Genomic DNA, 15,443 nt, shown 5'->3' with positions numbered 1-15,443 from the left:
AATCCCATCGAGAAGAAGTGGGCTCAAGTGAAGTTTTTACGCCAAGGTTGGATGGAAAATGACTTATCTAAATTGTTTTATGATATTCATCCAAAACATAACTCTTTTGTAGTGCAGTGACTATATAATCATTTGGTATATAAATGCCAAAATCCATTATTTGCTCTCCACTAATATGTGGAACGCTTGTTCCAGTCTGAACTTGATTCACGTATTCAGAAAAATTATGGACTTTTAAAGATATATATAGCCATAACTGATGATCAAGACTATCAGCCCTAATACAGCAAACTCGCTGTGCCAGTAACAATGGTAGCTGGTAAGGACTAACCAAAGACCAGTTTTTACCTACTTTGCTACCATCCATACCAATCACTATATCCTTAGACTTTAAAAAACAGTTCTTAGCTCGATTTGGTAAGCTTAAATTCCATTTTTTATGCGTATCAAAACGTAGCTTGCCTTCTGTTACATTCTCTCCTCTTATAACAGTTATACCTTTCTCAAATGAATAGTCATCACCTTTGAAAGAATAGCCTGAGAATTGGTTAGCTACATCTCGAAAACAGCCCCACTTCCATTGTGATGGAATCTCTACATCTAAAGAGTCACAATATTCCATTTCACCACCAGACGACTTATAAGGAAGACCCTCTAAATCAAGTCTATCAATAGATTGTGCATAATCTCGCGAAATAGGAAATTCAAAATCTACAAACCAAAGCTTATAGATGGCTAAAGCAGTATCTTCTAACTTTTGGACTATATTTTCATTAAGAGCAATACGTTCATTGACTACGTTATACTCTCGAACTATTTCATGCTGTTTTTCAATAGATGGAATAGGCATCTTGATATCACAAAAATCTGTCCAATTAAAACCTCCACGCACACTATTATCTGTCATGAACCAAGCGTTACCATCAAATTCAGATCGTCTACACCACATCATTAGATACTCTGGAAGTAAAACACTTTCATCTTTTACCTCAAAAACCACATAGGCAGGTGAGACAATAACAGGTTCATCTTCTTCTAGAATTGCTATAGGCAACACTTCATCGCGCCCAACGTGCATTGGGTTAAAAGCAAACTGATTCTTTTTTACGACTCTATACTTACTTAGATCTGTACCAATAACATTAGCTACAGATGGCATAAAATGCTTATTAATGCTTATCCCTTTAAGTAGCGAGATAGCACCGTCAGAATTTTTTAATTTGACTTGGGTGACGTAATTACCTATTCGATTATAGTTTGATTTCATAGCCCAACTCTTTAAATACAGATAAAAGTTCGTTTTTTGACTCTTCTTCTTGTTGTAGCAAGCTCGTAAAGTCATTAAATATTTGGATCATTTTTTCATCGAAATCAATATCTTCATCGTGATTCTTGAACTCAATATACTTACTCGGCACAAGAGAGTAGTCATTTGCTACAACATCTTCTTTTGTTGCTGAATAACAATATCCAGCTATATTGTTGTATTTAGAATCAGCTTTTGATTCTTGCCAAGAATGTAGGGTATTAGCTATTTCGATGATTTTCTCATTTGAAAACTGAATATATTTTTTCTCAAAAGGCTCACCATGCTTACGCAAATCCATAAACAAAATCTCACCCTCACGAGAACGATAATGGCGAGTCAAATCACCATGCGATACTTTATGTACTTTTTTATTTTTATTTAAAATCCATAAGGTCACACTAATATCAGTGGTATAGAACATCTTCATAGGCAAAATAATAATCGCTTCGACTAAGTCGTTTTCAATCAACTTTTTACGAATATCTTTTTCTGCACCATCACCTGATAATGCACCATTTGATAGAATAAAACCCGCTACACCATTTTCAGATAGCTTTGATACCATATGTAAGATCCAAGCATAGTTAGCATTGCTTGTGGGTGGTGTTTCATACCCATCCCAACGGTAATCGTCAACCAATTCATCAGAGGCACGCCAAGCCTTTTGATTAAACGGTGGGTTCGCCATAATGAAGTCAGCTTTCAAGTCTTCATGCTGATCCTTATTAAAAGTATCAGCGGCTACACTACCTAAATTTCCAGAGATACCACGAATAGCAAGGTTCATCTTTGCTAGCTTATAAGTTGCGCTAGTATATTCCTGACCGTACACTGAAATATCTTTAGTACTACCCTTATGACTTTCGATGAACTTAACTGATTGGACAAACATACCACCTGACCCGCAACACGGGTCGTATATCTTACCTTTATACGGCTCAATCAACTCTGCGATAAGGTTTACGATACTTTTGGGTGTATAAAACTCACCTTTGCCTTTGCCCTCTGCGATTGCAAACTTAGACAAGAAATACTCATAAACCCGACCAACGATATCTTCATGCGGATTGGCTAAGGTATCAATATTATTTATTACGTCAATCAAAGCCGCAAGCTTACTGGCGGTCAGACCAAGACGCGAAAAATAGTTATCAGGTAACGCACCTTTAAGCGATTTATTAGTTTTTTCAATAGTATTCAAAGCAGTATCAATCTTAAGAGCAATATCTTCTTGCTTAGCGTTCTGCTGAATAAAGCTCCAACGACTTTCTTCTGGTAAATAGAATACGTTGTCCTTAGCATAAGCAGGAACGGCATCTACATGCTTCTCATAGCCTGTGTCTATTAGCTTTTGTCTCTGTTTTTCAAAAGTATCACTAATGAACTTCAAGAAAATCAAGCTTAAAACAATATGCTTATATTCTGACGATTCAACGCTGCCACGTAGCTTATTGGCTGCGTCCCAAAGTGATTCCTCAAATGGTTTTTCTTGTTTCTGTTTGGTCTGTTTAGCCATGTTATTAAATTCTCTATTTTGATATGTTATTCTAATTGGAGTCTCTAGCTGCCTATTGAGCTATCTATATACGATCTTGATCTTATAACCATATATGCTTAGAGAGTACATAGATTAGCTGCATTGTATTTTACAAGACTAGATTCTACCTGATGGTGGGATCTCTTTGTCAAAAGGTCTAAGTATCTTTGCAGTTTCGCTTTTTGAAGGTAGATCTTCATCAGGATAATTAGTATCCTTATCTATATCTGAAATCTGAATGCCTTTTTGCCTTATGTTAAAAGCAATTTGTTGCCAACGCCTCAACCATAACTGCTCTTTCTGTTTGTAATTTTCTAGCTCAATCTTAGTTCGCTCTAGTTCAATCAATACTTTTTGATATTCATCTTCAGTCTGCTTTTTTGACTTTACAAGACCACCAGATAACGCTTGCTTCGCATTATTATAAGCTGCCTTTACCTCTGACTTAGCTTGCAATGCTTGTCTACTAAAGCCAAATTTATCAACCAGTATCTGCCAAGTTAGCTTTGAACCAAGCTCACCCATAGCCCACTTATCTAACTCTCTAACAATGGAAGTAATATCTTCATTAGAAATATGACGGAATTTAGACATCATCGGTCTCCTTTAGATATTGGGACGGATCAAAGTTCTCTACACCATAGTCAGATAGTTGCTTTCCTAGCGTTTGAAGCTTTTTCTCATTGTGCAGCATCCAATCGCTACTTTTCTTAGGCTTTTTCGACCTCGCTTGATCTTTTACAGTTTCTTGAGCAATAGTAGTCAATGAAAATAGCCGTTTGACCTCTTCAATACGCTTAGAATCGTCTTTAACCCATACATAGTCCTTGCAGTCAGCAGAGCACTGCAAATGCCTCTCACAAGGCATTTGAGAGAAGTTATGAATACATAAACCTGTTCCTACATCATGAACAGCTTTTATACGAGCCTTTATTAAACCATCCCTATATTCAATTGGTATTAATTGAATTTGATCTGCCAACTTACCACCGATAGTCCCATTTTTGATTTCTTCTCTTAACATTAAAGCCTTTTTTTCAGGGCTGGTATGTTGATAAGCCTTGGTATCTCTTGGATTACTTCGTCCGAACCACTCAGTTTGTAGTAAGTCACTTAAGCCACCTTCATCAAGCAATGTGTTCATAGTGTGACGGAAGTTATGGCTAGTAAAGTCAACTTCGGTATATCCACTAGCATACTCCTTGCTTAATTCAGGAAAGTATCTCAAAAAAGTAGTGATCATTGAGTGACTGCAACTGGTAGCAAGCCAATGAGCGTAAGCTCCACTAGAAAGCCCCAGCTCCCTAATAAACAATATGTCTGCTAAAAAGTAGTTTTTACCTTGCTGGTCAATATATATAGCCTCAATCGATCTAGGCTCAAAATACTTAGAACAATATTGCTTAATACCTTCTTTAGTCGTGTAAAACACTTTTCTGCTCTTTTGTACTTCCTCAAAGGCAAGATTACTTTTTCTTATCCAACCAGACTTCATAAGAAGCTCAGAACCCAATCCTATCTTCTCAAAGTCTTTAGTATAGAACTTTTTGCTATCTGAAATATTTTCCAAAAACCTTAAATCAGCCTCACCTGTTTTTTGCATTTGCTTCGCAACTTCACGCGATTTTTCAGTTAGGTCAATAGCTTCTTGTAAAATTTCTTTTACTATGGGTGCAATGTCAGTTGGTAAGAAAAGTCTCTCAAGAGGGGTAAGCGTATCGCCAAAGCTTGATTTTCTAGGGAAATAAGTAATGTAGAAATTACCTTTATCATCCTCACTTATTTCCTGAAAAGGCAATAAGGACACTTCGCTTAGTCTTCTACCTGTCAAAATCAACATACTTAACAATAGAATATATAAACGATATTTATGATTTTTAGGTACATTTTGGTAAAGCTCTCCTATCACTTTATACACAAAAGGATCAACCATTTTTTCAGATTCAGTAGACGCTGCTGCATCAGGATCATCTAATCTTTTATGCTTTACTCCACCAGTACTCTCAGGTCTTTTCATCCTTGCAAATTTATAATCTAAGTAATTGTGGCACAATCCATTACTGTCACAATGAGCAGCAAATTCAGCTATAGCTTTATGAAGATTGTATGCCGTTGAATCCGCATAATCCTTTGAAATCATCTTACAGGCATTGTCTAGCACTTCAGGAGTAAGCTGAAAAAAGCTTTGATTTAGTTGCTTGGCTGCATAGTATGTATATCCTATTGCCGTGATAAAATTACGCTGATTTGGTATAGCTTGATTTTTTTGATGAAACCTAAGCATAAATAAAGCTTTTGCAACATCAGCCCATTCACTTGATAACGCTTCACCTTCAAGCTTAGGTGGTAACACAAAATCAATAGTAGCTTGTGTATTATGTTTACCAGTTTGTTTGACTAAACGTCCGCCAGTGATAACCCATGGTGAGTCTTGCCAGACTACAGACTCGAAACCTTCAGGCTTTAGACTTTGGGCTAAATTAATCAAATTACAAAGGTTAGATTCTCTATCATCTTTAATAGTGACAAAAGATATAACCTTGGTTTTTCGTTTTGATCTGTTATCAGGCATTTTAAGCTTCCTTGCATAACGTTATTACATTAGAAACAGCTAATATAACATCGTCCAATTGAATACCAAGTCTTGCGTTCTCATACTTCTCAAGCCGTTTTTCACGCCCTTCAAGTAGACTATCAAGTACTTGTTCATGATTAGCAGAGCGATAGGGTTGGAATTTTGGACACAAATAACATGAAAATGGCGGATCTAAATGACAAACACTTAATTCACCACAAACACCGATTTGAGTTTGTTGATCGGGATACTCTTCATCTACAAATAGCAGATGCTTTTCATCAAGCTCACCATTAACAGCTTCTATATCATTACTAACAACTTTACCTTTAAACAAAGAAACATATTTTGAAAAATGACTTGCTGAAGCTTTGTCTAAGTGTGCAATTATATTACTTCTAGTATCGTAATATACATTTACATGCTGAGTATCAGTGTGGTCTAGAATCCTTGCAAGCTCCATCATACTTATGCCTTCAGAAGCTAGACCACTTCCCAACGTATATCTAAATCTCCTTGTAGAAACCTTCAACGGACTCTCAGTTAGTGGTGATATAATCTTATGACGTAATACAAATGATTTGGTTAAATTAGAAATATCTCTGCTTGTCATATTAAAAATTTCGTCACTAGAATTTGATCTTTCAGCGCTAGTATTTCTGCTTAATTTAATAAAAATCGGTCTTTCATTGGGCTTTGTATAGTGTCTAGATTTATAGGATAGCTTTACACTTTTATTAGCTAATATTAACTCCTCAATAATTTTCCCAAAAAATGGATCGAGGTATTCCTCTATAAAGTCATCACGAGGGTTCAATTGACGTTTTTTTATGCGAGGTATTTTGATTACGTAACAAGGGTCATCTTTGTCGAAAGGATTTAGCTTAGATAGGTCGCTTTCACGCAAGTAAGTTAAGTTTGCGGGATTTCTACCAAACGCGAGAGATAAAGCCACAACAGCCTTCTCTTGACAATGCTTGAAAGTATCGCTTGTGTCACTTTTAAGAGCATCAATTATCAAGGGAAGCTCAAGAGTTTGATCAAAGTGACCATTCTCAGGATCTTCCATTCGCACAGCCTGACCTTTTGGATTTGCTGGTATAACCATACCTGCAAGCTGAGTAGCATAGCGTTTGGAAAAACCAAGTTCAGGGTAATTTTGAGCTGACCACTTATACCACTCTATTGAACGAGACAAAGCCCATAGCCGATGATATTTCTTTGCCATATTTATGGCTTTTTCAAACGCCTCGATTAGTTTTTCCTCAACAGCATCATTCAACATATCCTCATTACTTATATGGGGAATTATTTCACGCATAACATCATTAAAAGCAGCTAACCCTGCATGAGTTGATGTGCGTCTAATCTTATGAGAGGCATAATACTTAAGTGCATACTTAAGAGGCTTTGACAGCAATCTATCGAAGTTAATAGTGCCATTATCAGACGAATATGGTAAATGCCATTGCTCTTCTGAAATATCGACTATATTGCCTTCTCTAGTAGTAATAGTCTGGGCATCTACATTTTCTTGAATTAGTAGTTTTAATTGTGCCATCAATTGTTATCCTTAACTAAATTAGTTTGATATTGACGCAAGGCTTTTATTGCACTTTCTTCAACTGCTTGAGCAATATAAACATCCTGCGAACTAAGACTAGAATCCCCTCTTAAATGTGCCAAAGCTTCTCGACGTTTCTGTTCTGACAACCCTGACGCTCTCATTGTTATTTCCATTCTCGAAGAAAAAGTATGCCTTAAGGATTTAGCGCTCAAATTATCAGGGAGATCTTGATTATATTTGTTTCTCAACAAATGAAAAAGTTGAGTGATAGATGCTTGTGATAAAGGTTGACCTTCGTCACTCAAAACTAGGTAATCAGATTCTAGTTCTGACTTATCTTCTAGGATCTCTCTTAATTCAACTATATATTTATTCAGACACTTAACTAGATCCAAGTTGCCAATCTCTAATAAGCGACCATTACGCTTTACTTGTGGTCTAGGCTTTCTAGTATCACCAATATCAGGTTTTCTACGGACAACGTTCACCGAGGATATAGCACCAATAGTAATATCTTCTACCCTTAAACTAAGAAGCTCACCCGGACGTAAACCACAATAAATCATTAATCCAACTGAAATAAAATTTCGATACTTTACTGCTTTACTTGTACCAAATGAATTAATAGAAGTAGGATCTAATATATTTATCAAAAAGCTAGATTCTTCGTTGTTTAGTCCTTTTTTCAAATACTTCCTGCTAGGTGGTGAAGACATAAACGAATTAGATAGCCATTCATTAAAAATACTTTTTCTTTCACTAAGGCTCTTAAACTTATTAGATGAATAAGGCAACTGCGATATCAACACACTCATATACCAGCTTATAAACTGTCTGACAGTAGTAAGACGTTGATTGAAAGTTATGGGTGAAACAGCCTTTGATTGTTCTTTATTTTGTCTTAGTTGCTCAACCAATACTGAATTGATCTGAGCGGAGTTAAAAGATACTGGAGCAGTAAGCTTCTCTCTCAGGTTAATCTGTTCCCGATGCAACCAGTCATATAGAATACATAGCTCTCTAGCATTACGAGTTAGTGTATTAGTGCTTTTATCACGACGAGATAATAAATACTCATTAGGCGCAGGAATAGGTAAACCATCATAATCCAGTATGATCGGAATCTGTTCTCCAGTTGGATGCGTAACTACCTTAACTTTCATTAATTTCACCATGGTATGAGTTTACTTAATTTACCTTATAACAACTTACATATTAACACTAACAAACTTATAATAACTTTTATATTACTATTAAAAGAAAGCCCTGAATCTTATTCTCAATATTTACACTAATAAAAGAATACTATTCAGGGCTGGATCTGACTACTAAAGGCTTAGTAGTCAATAACTACTTAACCATCTTTACACTTCCTTTTTTATATGATTTAGAAAGGGATATCGTCATCAACAGGACCATCAGGCATTGCTGTAGGTTTGTTAGCAGCGCTGTTATTAGTCACTGCTGGCTGAGCAAATTGATTATTTGCGTTTTGGTTATTATTAAAACCGTTTTGAGCTGAAGAGCCGCCTTGGTTATAACCGCCACCTTGGCCACCTTGGCCACCCTGATTATAGCCACCGCCTTGCTGAGAGTATTGCTCGCTGTTTTGGCCACCTTGGTTGCCATAACTTGGTTGGTTATTCTGGTTGTTACTATAACCCCCTTCTTGAGCTTGACCGCCAGTCGCCCCGTCTAACATTTGCATCTGATAAGCTTTGATATCAGTAGCGTAACGATCACTGCCGTCTGGTGCTTGATACTTACGAGTCTGCAAACTGCCTTCGATATAGACTTTACTGCCTTTACGCAAGTATTGAGCAGCAATTTCGCCTAAGCGGTTATATAGCGCAATGCGGTGCCATTCAGTTGACTCCCTTTTTTCGCCACTTTGTTTGTCCGTCCACTGCTCAGAAGTAGCTACCGAAATATTGGTAACGCTACCACCGTTACTAAATTGACGTACCTCAGGATCTGCACCGAGGTTACCGATGATGATGACTTTATTAACACCGCGCATGATATCGTCCTTTTTTGATGAATAACTTTATAAATATTTCGCTGAGTCATTTTATCTAAAGCTAAAATAGCTAACTCTATTTATTATCTAACCCTGACTTGTAGCTGTTGGTTATTGCCACTGTCAATAATCTAGTTTTATGGTATACGGTTTTTAGATAAATATCCAGTAAGCTTGAGCTATATGCGACACTGTATGTCGCTTGTAGACTGCATATGGCTTTAACCGACTATAATCAGCCGTTTTGTTATTAGGTTTTCAGTGCTGGCTATTCATTTTTCAAAAAATATGCTTAAATAATTATAAAAAATAGCTATTTTTGAGCTAATAATACCGATCTATTATTATGGTTATGGCTATTATTATTTGCGCTGTAAACTTAAGGTCACGCTACCTAACCCTACCCCAAACTTACTCATTACTGCGCGATTGAGCATCACATCTTTGCTGATTAAGTACATCCAATCATCAAAGTTTACTTGGTAAGTTTTATCATCGACTGGCAAATCTAATACATACTGCCAATGTAAAGCGTTGCCAGCTAATTGTCCTGACGCTTCACCAATAACATCCCCAGCAGTCCCTCTCCATTGACCATCTGCTTGCTGAGTTAAACGCCATATACGTTGTGATTTTGTGCCGTCGGCCCAAGCAAACTTCTCATCTAAGACAATGACGTCATCACCTTCGTGAGTGGCGTTGATATCGACAGTGAAGCGTTTTTTTACTTCACCATTACGGCCTTGGAACATACCCCAGCCATCGATTTGACCCGAGAAAAACTGATGCATATCCAGAGTTGGACTAACGTTTTGGTAACTCTGAATGTTTTGGGTCGCACAGCCAGAAGTAAGCAGGGTTACTGCTAAACCAAGAGCCATAGCCAATTTAGGCATCGGTTTAGTCAGTGCTTCAGTACTCGCTTCAGTAGTCGCCGATAAAGCATTAAACTTATTCATCTTAATTCCTTTTTAGATGGATAATAAAAGTGACTGTCTACTAGCCTTTGTTGCCAGCGTTTTTTGCCAGCAATAGGGCTTATAATTAGCGAACTCTATTTTGACCGCTCCTATCATAATTCGCTTATTTCAAGCTACTTATGTCGTTATATTCTAACTTTATTACTCAAACAAAATAAAAATATCCAACGGAATAAAAGCTTAGATATCTAGAGGACTTTGAGCTAACTTGGATAGCTGTTGTCGTGATAGATCGGTTAACTGAGTTTTATCTAGCTTTAGATAAGCCACTTGCTCTTTTGCCATCACTACTAGTTCATCAACGCCCTTGACCGCCATCATTTGTTGCGACCAGTCTTGGATATCGATATCTTTCGGTATAGTCACCGTAGTACTAGATAGATACGGTGGATCAGCAATAGGAATAATGAGTAGCAACGCTGCTGCCATTATTACCGCTAATAGCCCCCAAGCTAATAAATTAGACTGATTGAGCAATAGGCCACCCATCGCCCCACCGACAAAAGCACCAAAGAACTGGCTTGATGAATTTAGACCCATTGCCGTTGCTTTATTAGCCACTGGTGCGCGCTTAGATATCCACGAAGGTATAGTGGCCTCAAGCAAATTAAAGCCCATAAAATAAAGTAATAAACCCAAGATAATACCGAAACTAGCTTGACCACCTAGCGCTAGTATAGCTAAAGAGGCGGTCATTAAAGCAATAGCAGCTAAGAATACTTGGCGCATCTTACGTTTCTTTTCAGCGATAATAATAAAAGGAATCGCTACTGCAAAACCAATAAACAGTAGTGGCAGATAGATTAAGCCCTGCTGGCGTACTGACAAGCCCATAACCGCACTGAGCTGATGGGGCAAAATCACAAATATCGCCGTCATAGTTAGATGCAAGGCAAAGATACCAATATGTAGACGGTTTAGATCACCAATTTTGAGTACAGTAGCGAGCTGCTGACCGATCGACTTGTTATCTAAATTATGCTTAAGCACTCGTAATGGTGAAGGTACTATCAATAGCAATACCATCGCCAATACCGCAAACCCAGCCGTCAGCCAAAACAACCCTGAGATACCTAGCGAGCCTACGAGGAGCGGACCAAAGGCAAAAGCTAACATAATGGATGAGGCAATAGTCAAACCCATAGTAGCCATAGCTTTGGTACGCATCTCTTCACGAGTAACATCCGCTAATAGCGCCATCAAAACCGCTGACACCGCACCACTACCTGCCAGCGCACGTCCAATAATCACTTCATAAATATCAGTAGCATTGGCGGCAATAATACCGCCTAGCGCAAACAGTACTAGCCCCAGCATAATAACTGGCTTACGTGGGAATTTATCGGCAGCAAGGCTCATTGGTATCTGAAAGATAGCTTGTCCAAGTCCATAAACACCAACCGCCAGACCGATTAAAAATGGCGTAGCATGAGCATAATTGTCCCCATAGACAGAAAACACTGGCACAATCATAAATAAGCCAATCATCCGTAGAGCAAAAATGCCGCCAACCCCTCCGATTGCCCGTTTTTCTACGCTATTCATACTTGCCTCACAGGTTTATCACTACAGATTTGTCATTTAATAAGTGACACGAAAGATCATTCTGACGTGGCAATTAAGCCCCACAGTATAAAACATTCACTCGTTCGTTACTGAAACTTTTATCTGCTTGCCGCCAGTTACACTTTCAAGCTCAACAATCATTTACTAGTTATTACCGTTAGAGGATAACTAGCCCCTATGACTAAGCCCTAGTATTAGGGACATAATAAATTTGTTACTAAGTGCAGCTAATATGGGCTTGCACCTTGAATAATGCCACTGTCATAACAATAAAGTAAGTCGCTACAAAGCATATTGCACTACTAGGTTGTTACTTCTAGCAGGCATCGCTTATACCTTATAACGGTTTGAACTGTCTCAAGCCTCTAATATAAAACCAGTTAAATACAGCGAAACACTTAATAACTATTAGGTTGAAATTTTTATTAATTAACGATTAAAAATAGCTTTATAAAAATAGCATTAAACAAACCAATGGCTTTAAATTCGATGCAATTATTACCCAGTCCTTTTATATGAACCTTTCTTTTGTTTGCTAAACCACTCTTTTTTTGTTAACTAAAATTTTATCTCAAAGTTCTTTTAGGGTTTTGGCAGAGCAATCAACTGCAGCTACTTTTTTTAATGCATTAGCTACTTTTTGCTAGATTAGTGATGGATTAGTGATGGATTAGTAAAGTTAGCTTAATATTTACATATTAGTTTTGACCACTTTTTAGAAAATAGGAAACCTATAAACGATGGCACATGACCATATTGCAATACGCGGCGCACGCACACATAATCTAAAAAATATCGACTTGGATATTCCACGTGATAAGTTCGTAGTTATCACGGGCTTATCGGGATCCGGTAAATCCTCTTTAGCTTTTGATACTCTATATGCTGAGGGACAGCGCCGTTATGTCGAAAGTTTATCGGCATACGCACGTCAGTTTTTATCACAGATGGAAAAACCAGAAGTGGATAGTATTGAGGGTTTATCGCCTGCTATTGCTATCGAGCAAAAATCAACTAACCATAACCCACGCTCTACAGTCGGTACTATCACTGAGATTTATGACTATTTGCGCTTGCTTTACGCGCGCATCGGTACTCCCTACTGCCCTGAGCATGACGAACCTATGGTGGCGCAGTCGGTCACTGAAATGGTCGATCAGGTTATGTCACTACCCGATGACACTAAGATAATGATTTTGGCACCAGTGATTCGTGAGCGTAAGGGCGAGCACATTGTGCTACTTGAGCAGCTCATCGGTCAAGGTTTTGTACGAGTACGTGTTGATGGTGATGTCTATGATACAGACGAGCTACCAGCACTAGATAAAAAGAAAAAACATACTATCGAGGTAGTAGTCGATCGCTTTAAAGTGCGTGATGACTTGGGTAACCGAGTAGCAGAGAGTCTTGAGACTGCGCTACGTTTAGGCCAAGGGCTAGTAACGCTTCACTTTATGGATGGTAATCCTAAAGAAGGTGGTGCGGATAATCAAGTCATGTCCGCTAAACACAGCTGTCCGGTCTGTGATCGCGCGGTCTCTGAACTTGAACCAAGAATGTTCAGTTTCAACAATCCTTATGGGGCGTGCCCTGCTTGTGATGGTCTTGGTAAACGTCAGTATTTCGCTGCCGAAAAACTCATTACTCACCACGAAAAAACCTTGAATCAAGGCGCAATAAACGGTTGGGATAAGCGTCATGCTTATTACTTCGGTTTACTATCTACGGTATGTAAGCATTTCAATATCGATATGGATGCGCCGTGGCAAGAGCTGCCAAAAGAGCAGCAAGACCTTATTATGCACGGTTCGGGCAAGGAGAAGCTAACTTTTAACTTTACCGATGAGCGTGGACGTAAGACTAATAAAACTATTCCTTTTGAGGGTGTATTGCCTTATCTTGAGCGCCGTTACGCCAAGACTCAAAGTAATCTAGTGCGTGACGAGCTAGCTAAATATTTAGCCGATACTACTTGTAACGTCTGTGATGGTGCTCGTCTCAACGAGATATCACGCAACGTCCGTGTCGATGATCAAACTATCGCTGAGATCGTCAAGCTGTCTATTGGTGATGCCGCTGACTATTATAAGACCCTAAAGATTGGTGGTCATAAAGGTGAAGTCGCTGAAAAAATCTTTAAAGAGATTAATGAGCGTCTGAACTTCTTAGTTAGTGTCGGCTTGGATTATCTATCGCTTGCCCGTTCAGCGGAAACTTTATCAGGCGGTGAAGCGCAGCGTATTCGTCTAGCTAGTCAAATCGGTGCTGGACTCATGGGGGTGATGTATGTACTTGATGAGCCTTCAATCGGTCTGCATCAGCGTGATAATGATCGTCTGCTGAAAACTCTAACTCGTCTGCGTGACTTAGGCAATACGGTACTGGTCGTTGAGCATGATGAAGATGCTATTCGTCAAGCCGACCACGTCATCGATATCGGTGTTGGCGCTGGCGTGCATGGTGGTTATGTCATCGCTCAGGGTACTGTCGATGATATTATGGCATCCGAAGAGTCGCTTACTGGACAGTATATGTCTGGTAAAAGAAGTATTAAGATTCCAAAGGTTCGTCATCAGCCTAAGATGATAGAAGTTGCCGTTGAGGGTAAAGCTAAGCCTAAAAAAGTGCCGATGGCTATTGAGCTAAAAGGCGCAACGGGTAATAACTTACAGAACGTTGATTTGACTTTGCCTATCGGTATTATGACTTGTATCACCGGGGTATCGGGTTCGGGTAAATCGACTTTGATTAACCGTACTTTGATGCCATTAGCCGCCACACAATTGAACAATGCTTCGACACTAATTGCTGATAAGCATGAAAGTATCAGCGGTCTTGAGCATTTAGATAAGATGGTCGATATCGATCAAAGCCCAATTGGCCGTACTCCACGCTCAAACCCAGCAACTTATACTGGCGTCTTTACCCCAGTACGAGAAATGTTCGCCCAAACTCAAGAAGCTCGTGCCCGTGGTTACAAGCCAGGTCGCTTTAGCTTTAACGTAAAAGGCGGTCGCTGTGAGACTTGCCAAGGTGATGGTCTAATCAAAGTTGAAATGCATTTCTTACCAGATATGTATGTGCCTTGTGATGTCTGTGATGGCAAGCGTTATAACCGTGAGACTTTAGAGATTCACTATAAAGGCAAAACCATCGCTGACGTGCTGGATATGACCGTAGAAGATGCGGTTGAGTTCTTCTCAGCGATTCCAGCTATTCATCGTCGCCTGCAAGCGTTAATGGAAGTGGGACTTAGCTACATCCGTCTCGGTCAGTCGGCACCAACCCTATCAGGTGGTGAAGCGCAACGAGTCAAACTAGCCCGTGAGCTGGCCAAACGTGATACGGGACAGACGCTGTATATCTTGGATGAGCCTACCACTGGTCTGCATTTCCATGATATCGATAAGCTGCTAAATATCTTGCATGCGCTGCGTGATAAAGGCAATACTATCGTGGTCATCGAGCATAATCTTGACGTAATCAAAACCGCGGATTGGGTAATCGATCTAGGTCCTGAAGGTGGTAAAGGTGGCGGCATCATTATCGCTGAAGGCACGCCTGAGGAAGTGGCTGAGAATAAAAACTCACATACGGGTGAGTTCTTGAAGCCGATGCTTGAGTTGCAGAAAGCTAGTTAGGTTATTGTTAATTGATAATATTAAGGCTGCTCTTTCGGGGGTGGCCTTTTTTGTTGGGTGGGATTTGGATTTCAGTCAATCTTGAGTTCACTGCTAATACAGTGAAAAATTTTAGTAATGTAACTATAGTCACTGCACTACAAAAGAGTTATGTTTTGGATGAATATCATAAAACAATTTAGATAAGTCATTTTCCATCCAACCTTGGCGTAAAAACTTCACTTGAGCCCACTTCTTCTCGATGGGAT

At 39.0% G+C, this 15,443-nt stretch carries 10 protein-coding genes; 1 reads left to right on the top strand and 9 read right to left on the bottom strand.

Features of this window, described 5'->3' with window-relative positions; genetic code table 11:
• Window positions 1-67: 67 nt before the first annotated feature.
• The 9 genes from JMY09_RS13845 to JMY09_RS13805 form a co-directional block, all read right to left on the bottom strand.
• Window positions 68-1,267, bottom strand: coding sequence for a restriction endonuclease subunit S (locus tag JMY09_RS13845; protein WP_201624480.1), 1,200 nt, complete (start codon window positions 1,265-1,267; stop codon window positions 68-70).
• Window positions 1,251-2,825, bottom strand: coding sequence for a type I restriction-modification system subunit M (locus tag JMY09_RS13840; protein WP_201624478.1), 1,575 nt, complete (start codon window positions 2,823-2,825; stop codon window positions 1,251-1,253). The genes JMY09_RS13845 and JMY09_RS13840 overlap by 17 nt, the downstream gene beginning before the upstream one ends.
• A 138-nt stretch (window positions 2,826-2,963) precedes the next feature.
• Window positions 2,964-3,440, bottom strand: a complete 477-nt coding sequence (locus JMY09_RS13835; RefSeq protein WP_265088037.1) for a protein kinase — start codon at window positions 3,438-3,440, stop codon at window positions 2,964-2,966.
• Complete coding sequence (locus tag JMY09_RS13830) at window positions 3,433-5,418, bottom strand: integrase (RefSeq protein ID WP_201624476.1); 1,986 nt, start codon at window positions 5,416-5,418, stop codon at window positions 3,433-3,435. Before JMY09_RS13830 ends, JMY09_RS13835 begins: the two co-directional genes overlap by 8 nt.
• 1 nt (window position 5,419) lies before the next feature.
• Window positions 5,420-6,982: a site-specific integrase gene (locus tag JMY09_RS13825; RefSeq protein ID WP_201624474.1), complete on the bottom strand. Its 1,563-nt coding sequence runs from the start codon at window positions 6,980-6,982 to the stop codon at window positions 5,420-5,422.
• Window positions 6,982-8,163 (bottom strand): tyrosine-type recombinase/integrase, encoded by a 1,182-nt coding sequence (locus JMY09_RS13820; RefSeq protein WP_201624472.1) that lies wholly within the window; start codon window positions 8,161-8,163, stop codon window positions 6,982-6,984. Before JMY09_RS13820 ends, JMY09_RS13825 begins: the two co-directional genes overlap by 1 nt.
• 212 nt (window positions 8,164-8,375) lie before the next feature.
• Window positions 8,376-9,008 carry a single-stranded DNA-binding protein gene (gene ssb / locus JMY09_RS13815; protein ID WP_201624470.1) on the bottom strand — a complete coding sequence of 211 codons (633 nt, stop codon included), beginning with the start codon at window positions 9,006-9,008 and terminating at the stop codon, window positions 8,376-8,378.
• A 362-nt stretch (window positions 9,009-9,370) separates the two neighbouring features.
• The gene (locus tag JMY09_RS13810) at window positions 9,371-9,967 is read right to left on the bottom strand and encodes a DUF3833 domain-containing protein (protein WP_265088036.1); all 597 of its coding nucleotides are present in this window, start codon (window positions 9,965-9,967) and stop codon (window positions 9,371-9,373) included.
• Window positions 9,968-10,168: 201 nt separating this feature from the next.
• Window positions 10,169-11,533, bottom strand: coding sequence for an MFS transporter (locus JMY09_RS13805; protein ID WP_201624468.1), 1,365 nt, complete (start codon window positions 11,531-11,533; stop codon window positions 10,169-10,171).
• Between the two features lie 761 nt (window positions 11,534-12,294).
• Between JMY09_RS13805 and uvrA the strand changes: the two genes are divergently transcribed.
• Complete coding sequence (uvrA, locus tag JMY09_RS13800; RefSeq protein ID WP_201624466.1) at window positions 12,295-15,195, top strand: excinuclease ABC subunit UvrA; 2,901 nt, start codon at window positions 12,295-12,297, stop codon at window positions 15,193-15,195.
• Window positions 15,196-15,443 lie beyond the last annotated feature (248 nt).

It is taken from the genome of Psychrobacter urativorans, assembly GCF_904846695.1.
Taxonomy (GTDB): Bacteria; Pseudomonadota; Gammaproteobacteria; order Pseudomonadales; family Moraxellaceae; genus Psychrobacter; species Psychrobacter urativorans.
Note: the sequence above shows the minus strand (reverse complement) of the source record. Positions and strands in the feature narration are given on the sequence as shown.

What these genes read in the sequence shown, in the direction of transcription:
- JMY09_RS13835 (WP_265088037.1), bottom strand. Translation starts at nt 3,440, where the DNA reads ATGTCTAAATTCCGTCATATTTCTAATGAAGATATTACTTCCATTGTT.
- JMY09_RS13840 (WP_201624478.1), bottom strand. Translation starts at nt 2,825, where the DNA reads ATGGCTAAACAGACCAAACAGAAACAAGAAAAACCATTTGAGGAATCA.
- JMY09_RS13845 (WP_201624480.1), bottom strand. Translation starts at nt 1,267, where the DNA reads ATGAAATCAAACTATAATCGAATAGGTAATTACGTCACCCAAGTCAAA.
- ssb (WP_201624470.1), bottom strand. Translation starts at nt 9,008, where the DNA reads ATGCGCGGTGTTAATAAAGTCATCATCATCGGTAACCTCGGTGCAGAT.
- JMY09_RS13805 (WP_201624468.1), bottom strand. Translation starts at nt 11,533, where the DNA reads ATGAATAGCGTAGAAAAACGGGCAATCGGAGGGGTTGGCGGCATTTTT.
- JMY09_RS13810 (WP_265088036.1), bottom strand. Translation starts at nt 9,967, where the DNA reads ATGAATAAGTTTAATGCTTTATCGGCGACTACTGAAGCGAGTACTGAA.
- uvrA (WP_201624466.1), top strand. Translation starts at nt 12,295, where the DNA reads ATGGCACATGACCATATTGCAATACGCGGCGCACGCACACATAATCTA.
- JMY09_RS13820 (WP_201624472.1), bottom strand. Translation starts at nt 8,163, where the DNA reads ATGGTGAAATTAATGAAAGTTAAGGTAGTTACGCATCCAACTGGAGAA.
- JMY09_RS13830 (WP_201624476.1), bottom strand. Translation starts at nt 5,418, where the DNA reads ATGCCTGATAACAGATCAAAACGAAAAACCAAGGTTATATCTTTTGTC.
- JMY09_RS13825 (WP_201624474.1), bottom strand. Translation starts at nt 6,982, where the DNA reads ATGGCACAATTAAAACTACTAATTCAAGAAAATGTAGATGCCCAGACT.